The 14534-nt window shown below is 61.5% G+C and carries 14 protein-coding genes; 2 read left to right on the top strand and 12 right to left on the bottom strand.

Going from position 1 to position 14534, the window contains the following annotated elements:
* Positions 1-40: 40 nt before the first annotated feature.
* The 4 genes from pgsA to ACA046_RS12555 all read right to left on the bottom strand — a co-directional run bounded on the left by pgsA (position 41) and on the right by ACA046_RS12555 (position 3633).
* Entirely contained in the window at positions 41-601 is a 561-nt protein-coding gene (gene pgsA, locus ACA046_RS12570; RefSeq protein ID WP_003208929.1) for a CDP-diacylglycerol--glycerol-3-phosphate 3-phosphatidyltransferase, read from the bottom strand.
* Between the two features lie 32 nt (positions 602-633).
* The gene (uvrC, locus tag ACA046_RS12565; RefSeq protein WP_076016414.1) at positions 634-2472 is read right to left on the bottom strand and encodes an excinuclease ABC subunit UvrC; all 1839 of its coding nucleotides are present in this window, start codon (positions 2470-2472) and stop codon (positions 634-636) included.
* Position 2473: 1 nt separating this feature from the next.
* Positions 2474-3115: a response regulator transcription factor GacA gene (gene gacA, locus ACA046_RS12560; RefSeq protein ID WP_008436066.1), complete on the bottom strand. Its 642-nt coding sequence runs from the start codon at positions 3113-3115 to the stop codon at positions 2474-2476.
* Positions 3116-3267: 152 nt separating this feature from the next.
* Positions 3268-3633, bottom strand: coding sequence for a helix-turn-helix domain-containing protein (locus tag ACA046_RS12555; protein WP_459028079.1), 366 nt, complete (start codon positions 3631-3633; stop codon positions 3268-3270).
* Positions 3634-3714: 81 nt separating this feature from the next.
* Between ACA046_RS12555 and ACA046_RS12550 the strand changes: the two genes are divergently transcribed.
* The gene (locus ACA046_RS12550; RefSeq protein ID WP_459028077.1) at positions 3715-3954 is read left to right on the top strand and encodes a DNA-binding protein; all 240 of its coding nucleotides are present in this window, start codon (positions 3715-3717) and stop codon (positions 3952-3954) included.
* 64 nt (positions 3955-4018) lie between these two features.
* Here the strand turns inward: ACA046_RS12550 and ACA046_RS12545 are convergent, their stop codons facing one another.
* Both ACA046_RS12545 and ACA046_RS12540 read right to left on the bottom strand, forming a co-directional pair.
* A complete protein-coding gene (locus tag ACA046_RS12545; RefSeq protein WP_459028075.1) occupies positions 4019-4453 on the bottom strand; it encodes a GNAT family N-acetyltransferase in 435 nt (144 codons plus the stop codon).
* Positions 4454-4466: 13 nt separating this feature from the next.
* The gene (locus ACA046_RS12540) at positions 4467-5219 is read right to left on the bottom strand and encodes a carbon-nitrogen hydrolase family protein (RefSeq protein WP_497676663.1); all 753 of its coding nucleotides are present in this window, start codon (positions 5217-5219) and stop codon (positions 4467-4469) included.
* 619 nt (positions 5220-5838) lie between these two features.
* On the opposite strand from ACA046_RS12540, the gene ACA046_RS12535 reads away from it, so the two are divergent.
* Complete coding sequence (locus tag ACA046_RS12535; protein WP_459028071.1) at positions 5839-6915, top strand: 3-deoxy-7-phosphoheptulonate synthase; 1077 nt, start codon at positions 5839-5841, stop codon at positions 6913-6915.
* A gap of 124 nt (positions 6916-7039) precedes the next feature.
* Here ACA046_RS12535 and ACA046_RS12530 read toward each other — a convergent pair whose 3' ends face one another.
* From ACA046_RS12530 to ACA046_RS12505, 6 genes are all read right to left on the bottom strand, one after another.
* Positions 7040-7738, bottom strand: coding sequence for an NAD(P)H-dependent oxidoreductase (locus ACA046_RS12530; RefSeq protein ID WP_497676662.1), 699 nt, complete (start codon positions 7736-7738; stop codon positions 7040-7042).
* 9 nt (positions 7739-7747) lie between these two features.
* Positions 7748-9367 carry an ABC transporter ATP-binding protein gene (locus tag ACA046_RS12525; protein ID WP_497676661.1) on the bottom strand — a complete coding sequence of 540 codons (1620 nt, stop codon included), beginning with the start codon at positions 9365-9367 and terminating at the stop codon, positions 7748-7750.
* Positions 9368-9369: 2 nt separating this feature from the next.
* Positions 9370-10197, bottom strand: a complete 828-nt coding sequence (locus tag ACA046_RS12520; protein ID WP_459028065.1) for an ABC transporter permease — start codon at positions 10195-10197, stop codon at positions 9370-9372.
* A gap of 3 nt (positions 10198-10200) precedes the next feature.
* Complete coding sequence (locus ACA046_RS12515) at positions 10201-11160, bottom strand: ABC transporter permease (protein WP_143503627.1); 960 nt, start codon at positions 11158-11160, stop codon at positions 10201-10203.
* 164 nt (positions 11161-11324) lie between these two features.
* Positions 11325-12911: an ABC transporter substrate-binding protein gene (locus ACA046_RS12510; protein WP_497676660.1), complete on the bottom strand. Its 1587-nt coding sequence runs from the start codon at positions 12909-12911 to the stop codon at positions 11325-11327.
* A gap of 12 nt (positions 12912-12923) precedes the next feature.
* Entirely contained in the window at positions 12924-14534 is a 1611-nt protein-coding gene (locus tag ACA046_RS12505) for a 5-guanidino-2-oxopentanoate decarboxylase (protein WP_497676659.1), read from the bottom strand.

The following is a 14534-nucleotide window of genomic DNA, read 5'->3' as shown; positions in this document are numbered from 1 at the left end:
GAATCCTCATCACCCGTCAACCCCTTGATTCAAAAAAGTTTTATTTCTTTTCAACCTCGGTGCGCAGATGCGGCCACGCGGCACGCAAATATTGCAGCATGGACCACAAGGTCAGGCCTGCTGCGATCAGCAGCAAGGCGTAGCCGAGCAATACCCAGAAGGAGAAGTCCGACGGGTTGGCCAGCAGGATCACCAGGGCAAGCATCTGCGCCGCGGTTTTCCATTTGCCCATGTTGGACACGGCCACATGGGCACGGGCGCCGATTTCGGCCATCCACTCCCGCAGGGCGGAGACTACGATCTCGCGACCGATGATCACTGCCGCCGGCAAGGTCAGCCAGAGGTTGCCGTGTTCCTGCACCAGCAGCACCAGGGCGACCGCTACCATCAGCTTGTCGGCCACCGGGTCCAGGAACGCGCCAAACGGCGTGCTCTGCTCCAGGCGGCGGGCCAGGTAGCCGTCAAGCCAGTCGGTGGCAGCCGCAAAGGCGAAGACCGAACTGGATGCCATGTAGCTCCATTCGTACGGCAGGTAAAACAGCAAAATGAAAATCGGAATGAGCAGGACGCGTAGTACGGTGATCAGATTAGGGATATTCATCGGCACAACTGGCTACGAGGTGAGAAGGCATTCTACTCGCTGTGCAGATTTGCATAAATCAACTCTGCGAGCTTTTTACTGATACCGGGAGCTTTGGCTATTTCTTCGATGCTGGCACGGGACAGCTCCTGCAAGCCACCAAAATGTTTTAACAAGTCCCGCCGCCGCGTTGGCCCGACCCCCGCCACCCCTTCCAGGGTTGAGGTACGCCGGGTTTTGCCACGTCGGGCGCGGTGGCCGGTGATGGCGAAACGGTGGGCTTCGTCGCGGATCTGCTGGATAAGATGCAGCGCCGGGGAATCACCCTTCAAAGTGAACTCATGGGCGGCATCATTCAAGTACAAGGTTTCAAAACCGGCCTTGCGGGTGGCCCCCTTGGCCACGCCGAGCAGGATCAGGTCGGGCACCGCCAGTTCGTTGAGCACGTCGCGGGCCATGGACAGCTGGCCCTTGCCACCGTCCACCAGCAGGATGTCCGGCAGCTTGCCCTCGCCGTCCTTCAGTTTGCTGAAGCGGCGAGTCAGGGCCTGGTGCATGGCGGCATAGTCATCGCCCGGGGTGACGCCTTCGATGTTGTAGCGCCGGTAGTCGGACTTGATCGGCCCTTCCGGCCCGAACACCACGCAGGAAGCCACGGTGGCTTCGCCGCTGGAATGGCTGATGTCGTAGCACTCGAGGCGCTGGGGCGGCTCGTCAAGGTTGAGGACTTCGGCCAAAGCGTCAAACCGTGCGGCGACGTGCTGGCGGTTGGCCAAGCGTGCACCCAGGGCCTGTTCGGCGTTGGTCACGGCCAGTTGCTGCCAGCGGGCACGGGTGCCGCGCACGCGGTGGCTGATATCCAGCTCGCGGCCGCGCAGTCCGTGAATCGCCTCGATCAGTGCCGGGAAGTCCTCGTGCACCACGTTGACGATCAGCTCACTCGGCAGGTCGCGCTCAGGGCTGCTGACGTAGTACTGGCCAAGGAACGCCGCCATGACTTCGGCGACCTCCTCTTCTATACCGGTCTGGGGGAAGAAGTTTTTGCTGCCCAGTACCCGGCCGCCACGCACGCTGATCAAGTGCACGCAGGCGCCGCCCGGGTTGACGAAGGCCGCAATGACGTCAACGTCGCCGGTGCCGCCTTCCATGCTCTGCTGGTCCTGCACGCGGCGCAGCAGGGAGATCTGGTCGCGCAGTTCGGCGGCACGCTCGAAATCCAGGGTGCTCGCCGCTTGCTCCATGGCGCCGGACAGTTCATCGGCCAGGGCGTTGCTGCGGCCTTCGAGGAACATCACCGAGTGACGTACGTCCTCGGCGTATTCCGCAGGCTCGACAAGACCCACGCACGGCGCCTTGCAGCGCTTGATCTGGTACTGCAGGCACGGGCGGTTACGGTTCTTGTAGAAACTGTCTTCGCACTGGCGCACGAAAAACGCCTTTTGCAGCAGGCTCAGGCTTTCGCGAATGGCGCCGGCGCTGGGATAAGGCCCGAAATACTTGCCCTTCTGCTTCTTGGCACCGCGATGGATGCTCAGGCGCGGAAAGTCGCCGTCCGAGAGAAACACGTACGGGTAGGACTTATCGTCACGCAGCAGGATGTTGTAAGGCGGCCGCCATTCCTTGATCAGCGTCTGCTCAAGCAGCAGCGCCTCGGTTTCATTGGCGGTGATGGTGGTTTCCACCTGGGCGATACGCGCCACCAGTGCCGCCGTCTTGGTTGCCAGGCCGGTCTTGCGGAAGTAACTCGCCAGGCGGCTCTTCAGGTTCTTGGCTTTACCGACGTAGAGCAGGCGCGCTTCGCTGTCGAACATGCGATACACGCCGGGACGGCCACTGCAGGTTGCAAGGAACGCACTCGGATCGAATTGGACCTTTATTTCAGGAGCTGTCATTTCAGGCGCTGGCATCTACCATGCCGTGGCGGACCGCCAGCAAGGTCAATTCAACATCGCTGCTGATGGAGAGCTTCTCGAAAATCCGATAACGGTAGGTGTTCACGGTTTTCGGCGACAGGCACAGCTTGTCGGAGATCGACTGGACTTTTTGACAGCCGACAATCATCAAGGCGATCTGGATTTCCCGCTCCGACAACGCATCGAACGGCGAGTCGCTGGTAGGCTGGAACGACTTGATCGCCAACTGCTGGGCAATCTGCGGGCTGATGTAGCGTTGGCCGGCAAACACCAGGCGAATGGCCTGGACCATTTCCGCCAAGCCCGCGCCTTTTGTCAGATAGCCGGCAGCGCCCGCTTGTAGCAGCCGTGTAGGAAAAGGATCTTCCTCACACACGGTAACTACCACGACTTTGATATCCGGATGGCTGCGCAACAACTTTGTAGTGGCGCCAAGTCCGCCGATCCCGGGCATCTTGACGTCCATCAAAACCACGTCGGGCTTCAACTCCCGGGCCTTGATCAGGGACTCCTCCCCTGACTCGGCCTGGCCGACTACTTGCAGGCCATCGATGTCAGCCAGCATTCGTGTAATGCCTGTACGAACGAGATCATGGTCATCGACTACTAGCACCCTAATCAAGCAGACACCTCGCGATATGGTCTTATAGGTTGCTGAACACCTTAGCAAAAAACCACGGCGCAGACCTAGCTGCAAGCGTCATATATATAGAGTTTCAATGCACAACGGGCCGCCGCCGAATGGCGGGCGGCTCAATTTCCTGGGTAAAAAGGTCAGGAATCCGGGGCGGATGAGCGGTTTTTTCCATTAGTTGAGAGTGAATGCTCGGCCAGGGTTGAAGTCAGGCGATGGATTGCATCCTGGTCTTCCTTGAACATCGCACGGTAGTTGCCCAGCACTTTCTCTTCGACTTGGCTCAGATTTTCGAGTTGGGTCGGCGTCGGAGTACCGGTCAACACGTACAGGATATCGACACCTCTTTCTGCCACGCGGGACAAGTAATCAGCCTTGGGCGCGCGTCCGCCATTTTCGTATTTACCCTGTGCGTTAGCCTCTACACCTCCTATTTCACCAAAAGTTTTCTGCGACAGGCCAAGTCGCTCTCTTTCTTGCCTTAACCGGAATCCGATTCCACTCATTTGGATGTATGATCCTATTTGACACACCCCTAGAGGTGACACACTCATCTCGTTTTACACAAACTTGAACGGTTTTGAACTATGCCCGGTATTCGCACTGCTGCACAAGCCAAGGCTTGGCTGGAACATCAAGGTAAGTCTGTTCAAGCGTTCGCCCGGGAAAATGGCGTGGACCCGGCAACCACTTATCAAGTGCTCGCTGGGCGCAAAAAGGGACGACGGGGAGAAGCCCACAAGGTGGCAGTCCTGTTGGGCATGAAGGACGGGATCATTCTGGCTGAGGACGAAACCGTGAGGCAAGATCAGGAAGTCACCTCTTGAAGTCAGTATGCGCTTATTAAAACCAAGTGCCTGTTTTCCTCAAATTGACAGTACTCACCCCTGATCACGTCCGGCAATTGCGCTCCATGCGCCAGAAGCTATCCTCCGCGCCAACGATTTCCAGGCCCTTGCGTTGATAGAGCCTTCGCGCCGGGTTGGTCTTGAAAACGGTCAACCGTAAAAGACCCAGCCCTTCCGCGCGCGCCTTGTGCACCATCTGCTCGATAACCCAGCCGCCCGCTCCTTGATGACGAAACGCCTCAAGGATGTGCAGTTCGCGGATATACAGTGCCTTCGGGTCACGACTAAGGCTGATGAAACCCAGCACCTCGTTATCGCGACAGATCAGCCAGTTTTCCCGACCCGCCCAGGCGGTATCGAACCCGGCATCGGACCACGACAAGTCGTATTGGCGATAATAGTTGCCCATGGCCTGATGGGTCAGGGTTCGGGCGAATGCCAAGTGTTGGCTGGTTGCGGCCTGTAGTTGAAACGCCATGTGCCTGCGCTCCCTAAATCGCCACCTGTTCCCCGGACCACTGGCCAGCGGTGCTGCGACGTGCAATCACCAGCGAATCGCCCACACCCGGGGCGGCTGCGATCAAGCCGCCGTCAGCGCCCCAAATGGCGCTACGTCCGGCGCAGGTCCAGCCACCGGTTGGGCCGCCGTGGTTGGCCATCAGTACCAGCATGTGGTGCTCGGCGGCGTAGCCCTGAAGCAACATAGTATCGGGAGCGTAGCCGCCCTCGCTGATCAGCACACCCGCAGCGTAGATATTCGCCCCGGACTCGGCTGCCTGCCGTGGATGGCTGGCGTGGGAGAAGTCTGCGCATACCGCCAGGGCAACCCGGTCGTCACCCCATTCAAGGGCGGCCCCGCCCTGCCCCGCAGCAAAGGCCGCTTCTTCACCGGGATGCAAATGCTGCTTGGTATAGACCGCAACCGAGCCATCCGGCCCCAGTACCAGCGCGCCGATCAACACCTCACTGGCGGCCCCCAGGCGAATCGGCACGCCCACCACGGCGGTGATGCGCAACTCACGGGCCATCTCCCGCAGCGGCGTCAATACTTCATCGTCAGGCGCAATCGCCAATCCGGTGGCCAACGCTGGTTCATACCCCGTCAGGGACAGTTCCGGAAACACCAGCAATTGCACACCATGCTCTGCCGCCGTGCGCATAAATGCCAAGTGACGCGCGATATTTCCGGGCACGTCGCCGGCAATGGAGATGGATTGGGCAGCAGCAATCGTCAAGGCAGTCATGGTCGCATCCAGGCAATCATCGTGAAGTCCGTGCAGCATATCGACACTGGGGTCATAGCCGTAAGTACCCACACTCAATAGAAATTACTGATTGAATCCACCCGCTCGCCTCAGTTAAGCTCCCCCCATCATTTGGAGACACACCATGTTGCAACTCACCCACATTCAGGTTTGCCCTGCTGCCAGCGCCCAGCGCTCGGTCGTGGCTGCCCGTGTGAGCGGTTTGAGCGCACTGGTCAGCTTTTATTTTGGGTATTGGTTTAGCCACTGGCGCGCCTGATACCTGAAATCGGCGCCCACTACTCAAGGGGTCGCCTACCAGAGAAATCTAACCCCCGGTCGGCTCCCCGACCGGGGGTTTTGTTTTTTCAGCCCTTCATTATTTTTGCCACACACCGAACACTTAAAGGACTCACGACATGAACTACGCCACCTATTACCGCTACGACACCTCCACCGCCTGGCGATTTAGCAAGCTCCGTTCGGGACAGCCTGCCGCCTCCGATCGGTCACCTATTGGTGGCAAGCCAACACACGTAGCCAATACGGCCAATTGTCGAACACCCCAGTAGGGCAGAGCGCGCGGGAACAGCCCGCCGCTTGCCCAGGAAGCCCGAATATGAACGCCTCGATCGCCGCTCTGCCTGTTTCTACCCTGTCCTGCGCCAATGAAGCGCTGACCCAGCGTTTGCCCAGTTCCCTGGAGCTCAAGCACCAACTGCCCCTGAGCCCGTTCCTCAACGAACAGATCCACGCCCATCGCCAAGCCGTGCGCGCCATTCTCAAGGGCGAAGACTCACGCCTGCTGGTGATCGTCGGCCCGTGCTCGATCCACGACCCGGAATCGGCCATGGAATATGCGCGCAACCTGAAAAAACTGGCCCATGAAGTCAGTGACCAGATGCTGCTGGTGATCCGTGCCTACGTCGAAAAACCCCGCACCACCATCGGTTGGAAAGGCCTGGCCTACGACCCACGCCTGGATGGCAGCGACGACATGGCCGCGGGCCTGACCCTGTCCCGGGAACTGATGCGTGAAATGCTGCGCCTGGGCCTGCCGGTGGCCACCGAGCTGCTGCAACCGATGGCTGCCGGCTACTTCGATGACCTGCTGAGCTGGGTTGCCATTGGCGCGCGCACCACCGAATCGCAGATCCACCGCGAAATGGCCAGCGGCCTCGGCATGCCCGTGGGCTTCAAGAACGGCACCGACGGCGGCGTCGCCATCGCCTGTGACGCCATGCGTTCCGCCGCTCACCCGCACCGCCACTTCGGGGTCGACAGCCAAGGCCATCCGGCGATCATCCAGACCCCGGGCAACCCCGATACCCATCTGGTATTGCGCGGCGGCCACCGTGGGCCGAACTACGATCGCCAAAGCGTGGCCCAGGTGCATGCCGACTTGGCCAAGAGCAAAGTCGCACCGCGGATCATGGTCGACTGCAGCCACGCCAACAGCGGCAAAGACCCGCTGCGCCAACCGGCGGTGTTCAACGACGTGCTGGAGCAACGCTTGCAGGGCGACACGTCGCTGATCGGCATGATGATCGAAAGCCACCTGTTCGAAGGCTGCCAGCCGTTGAGCCCGTCGATGAAGTACGGCGTTTCGATCACCGACGGCTGCCTGGGCTGGGACGGCACGGAGCAGTTGCTGCGCAGCGCTGCCGAGCGGCTGCGGGCACACAATCGCGCCTGACAATGAAGATCAAATGTGGGAGCGGGCTTGCTCGCGAATGCGGTGGTTCAGCCAGCATATGCATCAACTGGCACACCGCTTTCGCGAGCAAGCCCGCTCCCACACTGGATCTTCACTTACTTGACTAAAGTGGGTACAGCGCCTCATCAAACTGCTCGAGCTTGGGAAACACCAACGGCTGGTCATCCGCCAGCCCTTCCAGCCGCTGCCGGTAACTGTGCAGGAAAGCCTGCCGAGCCTCGGCGCTGATATACGGCACATGCCACGCCACAAACGGCTCGAGCACTTCAAACCCGACATACGCCAGCGTGCCACGCAGAATCGGCCGCAGCATGTCCTCCAACGGCCCATGAATCGCCCCTTCGCCAAACATATGCTCACGCCCGCCAAGGGTCACCGTGACCAGCGCTTTCTTGCCCGCGAGCCCGCCCTGATCGTAAAACCGCTTGCCGCCGTAACACACGCCCGACACCAGCACCCGGTCAATCCAGCCCTTGAGCATCGCGGGCGCCGAGAACCAGAAGATCGGGAAGTTGAGGATCAGCAGATCGGCCCACAGCAGCTTGTCCAACTCCTGCTGGATATCCGCCGCGATGGACTGGCTTTTCACCCCCAGTCGCTGCTCCAGGGCATACACCAGATACTCGGGGTTTTCCCGCGAGGTGAAGTCCGAAGCACTCGCCACCGGGTTCCAGTTCATCGCGTAAAGATCGCTGACCTGCACCTCATGCCCCTGCGCTTGCAGGGTAGCGATCGCCTGGTCACGCAAAGCCGCGGTAAACGACTGCGGCTCGGGATGGGCATGGACAATCAACACCTTCATAAAAAATCCTCAAGAAGTAAGCGCGGCCCGTTCGGCCAGCAAATGGTCGAGCCAGTCGGGGTCCATTTCCGGCTCCGATGAAAACAGCAGGCCGGTGTAGTCCTGATAGGGCGGGGTGAAGATCGTGCTGCGGCTGCCTTGGTCCACCACCCTGCCCCGCTGCATCACCACCACTTCGTCGGCGATGGCGCGTACCGTGGCCACGTCGTGGGTGATGAACAGGTAGGCCACGCCCACCTGCTGCTGGATACGATTGAGCAGCTTCAGCACGCCCTCCGCCACCAACTGATCCAGGGCGGAGGTCACTTCGTCGCAGATGATCAGTTGTGGGTCAGCCGCCAGGGCGCGGGCGATGCAGATTCGCTGCTTCTGGCCGCCGGATAGTTCACGGGGCTGACGTTCCATGAATATGGCCGGGTCCAGCTCGATCATCTCCAGCAACTCGGCGACCCGGGCGCGCATGGCCTTGCCCTTAAGGCCGAGGTAGAAGGTCAGCGGCCGGCCGATGATGTCGACGATGCGCTGGCGTGGGTTCAGCGCAGTATCGGGAATCTGGTAGATCATCTGGATCCGCCGCAACTGTTCCTTGCTGCGACGACGAAAGTCCGCCGGCAACGCTTCACCGTCATACAGCACCTGCCCCGCCGTAGCCGGCAGCAACCCGGTAATCACGCGTGCGGTGGAGCTTTTGCCGCTGCCGGACTCGCCGATCACCGCCAGCGTCTGGCCGCGATACAGGCTCATCGACACGTCGTGCAGCACCGGTTGATGCCCGTAGCTGGCGCACACCTGGCGCACTTCCAGCAACGGCACCTGCTGCTGCGGACAGGCCTTGGGTTCGGTGCGAAAGCTGCGCACCGCCCACAGGGATTTGGTGTAGTCCTGCTGCGGTGCGCTGAGCATGGTGCGGGTCTCGGCCTCCTCCACCAGCTTGCCGTGGCGCAGCACCATGATGCGGTCGGCCATCTGTGCGACCACCGCCAGGTCGTGGCTGATATACAGCGCGGCGCTGCCGAAGGTTTTGATCGCATCGCGAATCGCCGCCAGCACTTCGATCTGGGTGGTGACGTCGAGGGCAGTGGTAGGTTCGTCGAAGATGATCAGGTCCGGGTGGCTGGCCATCGCCATGGCGGTCATCACCCGTTGCAGTTGCCCACCGGAGACCTGATGGGGGTAACGCTGGCCAATGGTTTCCGGATTGGGCAGGCGCAGCACGCGGTACAACTCCACCGCCTCGCGTTCAGCCTGGGCGCGGCTGATGCCGCCGTTGATCACGGCGGCTTCCACATGCTGGTCAATCAGCCGATGAGCCGGGTTGAACGACGCGGCAGCGCTTTGCGCAACGTAGGCAATGCGCAGGCCTCGCAGCTTGCGCAGCGCCTCGGGCTTGGCCTGCAACAGCTGAATGCCGTCAAAGCACACCGAGCCACCGGTGATACGGCAACCGTCGCGGGCAAATCCCATCGCCGCCAGGCCCAACGTTGATTTACCCGCGCCAGACTCACCAATCAACCCCAGCACCTCGCCCCGTTGCAACGTCAGGTCGATGCCCTTGATCAGTGGATGCCAGGCGTCTTCGTAATGCCCTTCAATCTGCAGGTTGCGGATTTCCAGCAATGGCTTGTCCATCCTCAACACTCCTTCAGGCCGCTGGATTTATGCAGCATCCAGTCGACGACAAAATTCACGCTGACGGTGATCAACGCAACTGCCAGGGCCGGCAGCAACGGGCTGATGTCGCCGAAGGTAATCAGCACCGCGTTGTCGCGGACCATGCTGCCCCAATCGGCGGTGGGCGGTTGAATGCCCAGGCCAAGGAACGACAGCGCGCTGATAAACAAAAACACGAAGCAAAAGCGCAGGCCGAATTCGGCAATCAACGGAGCAGCAGCGTTGGGTAGCACTTCGCGGGTGACCAGCCACCAGAGCCCTTCCCCGCGCAGTCGCGCGGCTTCGACAAAATCCTGCACCACCACGGTCATCGCCACGGCCCGGGACAGGCGAAACACCCGGGTCGAGTCCAGCAGTGCAATCACCAATACCAGCGAGGTGGCATTGGTGCCGACGACGCTAAGAATCAGCAAGGCGAAGATCAGCTGCGGGATCGCCATCAGGATGTCCACCAGTCGCGACAAACCCTGATCCACCCAGCCGCCCTTGATCGCCGCAATCAGGCCGCTCAAGCCACCCAGCAAAAACGCCAGCACCGTCGTCAGGAACGCGATGCCCAGGGTATTGCGCGCGCCATATACCAGGCGGCTGAACATATCCCGCCCGAGGTTATCGGTGCCCAGCAGGAACTGACCGCTCCAGGGCGCAAACCCGTCGCCCACCACCTGGGTTTCGCCATAGGGCGCGAGCACCGGTGCAAACAACGCCACCAGCACGTACAGCACGATAATCAGCAGGCCGAACTTCGCGCTCAATGGCGCCCTGGCCAGTTGTGTGAGAAGGCTCATGGTCTACCCCTTGGGATGCATCAGGCGTGGGTTGCTGGCGATGGACAGCACATCGGCGCCGGTGTTGAGCAGGATGTAGGTGGCGGCGAAGATCAGGCTGCACGCCTGCACCACCGGGATATCGCGCTTGGACACCGAGTCCACCAGCAACTGGCCCAAACCCGGGTAGACAAACACCACTTCGACCACCACCACGCCCACCACCAGGTAAGCGAGGTTGAGTGCGATCACATTGACGATCGGCGCCAAGGCATTGGGCAAGGCGTGGCGCCAGATAATCCGCGACTGGCTGATGCCCTTGAGCCGGGCCATTTCGATATACGGGCTGGCCAGCAGGTTGATCAGCGAGGCGCGGGTCATGCGCATCATCTGCGCGATCACCACCAGGCTCAGGGTGACCACCGGCAGCACCGAGCGTTCGAGGATGGTGCCGAATGACGCGTCCGGCGCCAGGTTGGACAGGCTGGGAAACCAGCCGAGCTTGACCGAAAACACCAGGATCAACAGATAGGCGACGAAAAACTCGGGGAACGACACCGCGCTCAGGGCCGAGGTGTTGAGCAGGCGGTCGAACCAGCTGTTGCGGTACAGCGCGGCGAGCATGCCCAGCACCAACGCCAGGGGCACCGAAACCAGCGCGGCGAGTGCCGCCAGGCGCAAGGTGTTGCCCAGGCGTGCGCCGATCAGTTCGGCGATGGGCCGCTGGTTGGCCAGGGAGGCGCCGAGGTCGCCGTGCAGCAGGCGCAGCAGCCATTGCACGAACCGGCTCAGGGGCGGCAGGTCGAGGCCCAGTTGGGCGCGAAACGCGGCGATGGTTTCCGGCGTGGCGGACTGGCCAAGCATGGCCTGGGCGATATCGCCGGGAAGCATGCCCACGGCCAGGAAGATGATCACCGAGACGGCGAACAAAGACAGCAGGCCGAGAGCCAGGCGTTGGAGCACCAGTTTGAATAGGCTATTCATGTTCGGTTCTCATGAGTTGGCATGCGCTCGAAGGCGACACAGGACCAATGTGGGAGCGGGCTTGCTCGCGAAAGCGGTGGATCAGTCTGCATCTGTGTTGACTGACACACCGTATTCGCGAGCAAGCCCGCTCCCACATTTGATTTGTGGCGTTTCTGAAATCTTCACGCCTGCCACCACCGCTCGATCAGCCGCAACCCATCCAGTTCCCCATACGGCGCCGTCAGCGGTCCATGGCTGACACGGTTCGAGCGTGCTGCCACAGAGCTGGCGAACAACGGCACAATCGCCCCGCCATCGTCCCGGCACAGGCTCTGCATTTCGTTGTACATCTCCTGGCGCACGGGCGCGTTCATCTCGCCCCGCGCCGCGTTGAGCAGTTGATTGAAGCGCGGGTTATCCCAATGGGTTTCGTTCCACGCCGCGCCCTTGGCGTAGCCGATGCTGAACATGCGGTCGGCGGTCAGGCTGCTGTACCAGAACGAGGTGGTGAATGGCTGTTTCATCCAGATGTTGGAGAAGTACCCATCCGCCGGCTCGCGCACCACGTCGATATCAATCCCGGCCTGGCGCGCCTGTTCCTTGAACAGCACCGAGGCGTCCACTGCGCCGGTGTAGGCGGCATCGGAAGCTTGCAGGCGCACCTTGAGCGACTCGACACCGGCCTTGCGCAGGTAGAAGCGCGACTTGTCCGGGTCGTAGGTACGCTGCTCCAGCGCCGCGTTGATAAAGCGGCTGCCGGGCTGGATCGGATGGTCGTTGCCCACCAGGCCATAGCCATGCAGCACCGAGGCCAGCAGGGTTTCGCGGTTGATTGCATGCTTCATCGCCATGCGAATGTCGTTGTTCTTGAACTCGTTGCTGTCGCATAACATCGGGAAGGTGTAGTGCTGGGCGCCCTTGGTTTCTTCGATGACCAGCGTGGGATTGCGCTTGAGCAAGGCCACGGTTTTCAGGTCGACCTTGTTGATCACATCCACTTGCCCGGTGACCAACGCGTTGACTCGCGCCGCGCCGTCGGCAATCGCCAACAGCTCGGCGCTGGCGAAGTGGGCCCGGCCCGGTTTCCAGTAATCAGGGTTGCGCTCCAGGTCCATGCGCACGCCGGGCTCGAAGCTTTTCAGGCGATAACCGCTGGTGCCGATCCCGGCCTGCCAGTCGGCGGCACCGTCCTTGGCGGGCATGATCACCAGGTGGTAATCGGCGACCACATAGGCGAAATCGGCATTGCCCGAGTGCAGTTCGAACACTACCGCGTCATGGCCCTTGGCGCTGACGCTGGCCACATCACCGAGCACCGTCTTGGCCGCCGAGGTGGATTTAGCGTCCAGGTGGTGGTTGATCGAGGCCACCACGTCTTCAGCGGTAAGGCCTTTGCCGTTATGGAAGGTCACGCCTTGGCGCAGTTTGAAAGTCCAGATGCGTGCGTCGGGCGTCGACTCGAAACTTTCGGCCAGTTCGGGGATGGCGGAGCCGTCCACCGCGATTTCGGTGAGGGTGTTGTACACCGCCGAAAAGCCGACGAAGGTGAAGGTGTCGACCCAGGAACCCGGGTTGCGGGAGTCGGTGGTGCTGCCGCCGGCCAGCCCCATGCGCAGCACACCGCCGGGCTTGGGCGTGGCCTCTTCGGCAAAGGCCTGCAGCGGCAGGCCCATGGAAAACGCACCGGCCACGGCACCGGCTACAGCGCTGTATTTGAGGAAATCCCGTCGGTGCATCGCTTGAGTCATTTTGTTGTTGTTTTCGCTCATGGTGTTGCTCCTCTAAAGGTTCACACAGGCATGCTTCAACTCGATCAAGGTCACGCCGTTGCGCTTGAAACCGTTACGCAAATCCGTCTGCAGCTCATCCAGGTTCTGTGGCTCGCTGACCGTGCAGCCGAACGCCCGCGCCAGCGCGGCGAAGTCCGGGTTGCGCGGCAGTACGCCGATGGGTTCGATGTCCAGGTTCAGCATGTCGTCGCGAATTTGCCCGAGGGCGTCGTTGTTCCACAGCAACACCACCAGCGGGCTGTCCAGCTCTTCCACCGCCGTGGCCAGTTCCTGGGCGGTGTAGAGAAAGCCACCGTCGCCCACCAGCACCAGGCCAGGCCGTTCAGGCGCGCCGAACTTGGCGCCGATACCGGCCGGCAGGCCATAGCCCAAAGTGCCGTAGCCGGTGGGATGCAGCCAACTGCGGGTGGTATTGCTGGGGAAGGCGTAGTTACCGGTGTAGGCCAGTTGGGTCATGTCACTGCTGATGAAAGCATTGGCGGGCAGCTCGGCGGCGACGCGGTCGAGAATCGCCTGATGAATCCGTTGCAACGGACCATGGCCGCTGCTGACTGCCTGGCGTAACGTCGCGACCGCAACAGTGGCGGCATCCGCGTTGCGCGGCGTGGCTGGCAAGCGCCCCAGCAAAGCCAGCGTCGTTTGCCGGGCGTCACCGTGCAACGCGACGGCGCAAGGATAGAAATCGTTGAACTTACGCGGGTCAATATCCACTCGCAGCAGCTCGCCGTTAATCGGCAGGCGCTCACGCCAAAAATCCGTATCGGCCATTTCGGTGCCGATGGCCAACACCACGTCCGCCTCATCGATCAGCTGCCAGCCGGGTTCGACGCACAAGGTCGAACCGGCATTCAGCGGATGCGCCACTGGCAACAAGCCCTTGCCGGCAACACTGCTGAAAAACGGCGCCGCCAGTTGTGTGCTCAAGCGCTGCAACGCATCGGCCGCCAACAGTGCGCCGCCACCGGCAATGATCATCGGCCGCTTGGCCGCAGCCAGTTTCGCCACGGCCTGATCGAGGCTTTCAGCCGATGGCAGACCTCGCCCGGGACGGAGCACCACGTCATTGCTCCAGTCGCGCTTGATCGGCGCCGATAGCACATCCAGCGGCACCGAAATATGCACCGGCCGTGGTCGCTCACTGTCGAACACCGCGTAGGCCCGCGCGATCAACTCCGGCAAATCCTCGGCACTCAACGCCACTGCCGAAAACGCGGTGATAGGCGCGGTCATCGCGCGCTGGTCCTGAGTTTCATGCAGGCAGCCCCAGCCCTTACCGAGGCTGGCGGTGTGGTTGACGCTGGAAATCACCAGCAGCGGAATCGAGTCGGCATACGCCTGGCCGATCGCCGTGGCGGCGTTGGTCACCCCCGGCCCGGTGATGATGAAACACACGCCTGGCTTGCCGCTGACCCGCGCATAACCGTCGGCCATAAAGCCGGCGCCCTGCTCGTGGCGCGTCAGTACGTGGCGAATGCCACTGCCGGGCAAGCCGCGATACAGCTCCAGCGTGTGCACGCCGGGAATCCCGAACACCGTGTCGACGCCATAGTTGGCCAGCAATCGCACCAGAGCCTGGCCGCCCGTCAAGGTTTTGCTTTGCAT

Source organism: Pseudomonas sp. LBUM1641, from assembly GCF_059716235.1.
Note: the sequence above shows the minus strand (reverse complement) of the source record. Positions and strands in the feature narration are given on the sequence as shown.